The following is a 1,032-nucleotide window of genomic DNA, read 5'->3' on the forward strand; positions in this document are numbered from 1 at the left end:
AGATGTCACCGATAGAATATGAAAACCAGTATTATCAACGGCTCGGAAGTGTCTAGATTATCCGTGGCGATTCAGGATGCAGACAGTACCGCACATAAATCATGCTATCAGGCTATGGCAACATCAAGTGTCGCGATTGTCTTTGCCAGTCTTTAGATTTGGTTTATACCCTGAATTCTGTGTTTTTTGAGTATTATCATAAGTGTGTCGTCGCCTTTTGCGACGTAACCTGTGAGGCGTTATCGAGTTGTCTAATCGCAGGGACCAGACCGGCTGCTAATGTTGCGATGACGACTGCCACCGCTGAAACCAGAAGCACGTTACTGCTACCATAATGCAGTGCCAGCGGTCCGGCAATCAGTTCACCGAAGGGGATCGCCACAAACGAACCGACTGCGTCATAGGCATATACCCGAGCCAGTTTTTCCTGCGGAATATGCGTTTGTAGTGAATGTGCCCAGGATACGCCGAACAGGCCAAAAGCGACGCCAGCAATAAAGAAACCTGAAATAAGCCACGTTGCGGAAGCGGGCTGACTAAGCATAAAAATGGGTATTGCGCAAAGTGCAACCAGCATGACACCAATAAAGAGATCGCGGCGTGGGCGCCATCTCAGAGCGAGGAACGAACCAGCAACAAGCCCAACACTCTGCGCGGCAACAATCATCCCCCAATGGGTTCGCCCAAACGAAGCATCAGCAATCACTGGGCCAAGCACCATCACTACGCCACTAAATGCGGCATTGATAATTGTGAACTGGACAACAACCGTCCATACCCAGGTTCGGCCTGCGAATTCTTTCCAGCCTTCTTTTAAGTCCTGCAGGATATTACCTGGAGGTGGACATGCATTGACTGGCGTAACGCGAATTAAGAAATAAAGCGGGGCAGAGGCCGCGAAACCTAACGCATCAATTGCCAGTCCCCAGCCGGGTCCGACAGAACTGGTCAGTATCCCGCGAATTCAGATAATAAGTGCAACGCTTGGTCATGTGGATGGAGGGACGGTTAGCTACCGATAAGCTATCCTGC

The 1,032-nt window shown here is 50.2% G+C and carries 1 pseudogene; it reads right to left on the minus strand.

The window, feature by feature from the left end:
* Window positions 1-196 precede the first annotated feature (196 nt).
* A pseudogene (locus tag ACSZO1_RS22440) lies at window positions 197-958 on the minus strand (MFS transporter); the annotation flags it as partial.
* Between the last annotated feature and the right edge of the window lie 74 nt (window positions 959-1,032).

The sequence above is a fragment of the Erwinia sp. V71 genome, assembly GCF_965644245.1.
Classification (GTDB): domain Bacteria; phylum Pseudomonadota; class Gammaproteobacteria; order Enterobacterales; family Enterobacteriaceae; genus Erwinia.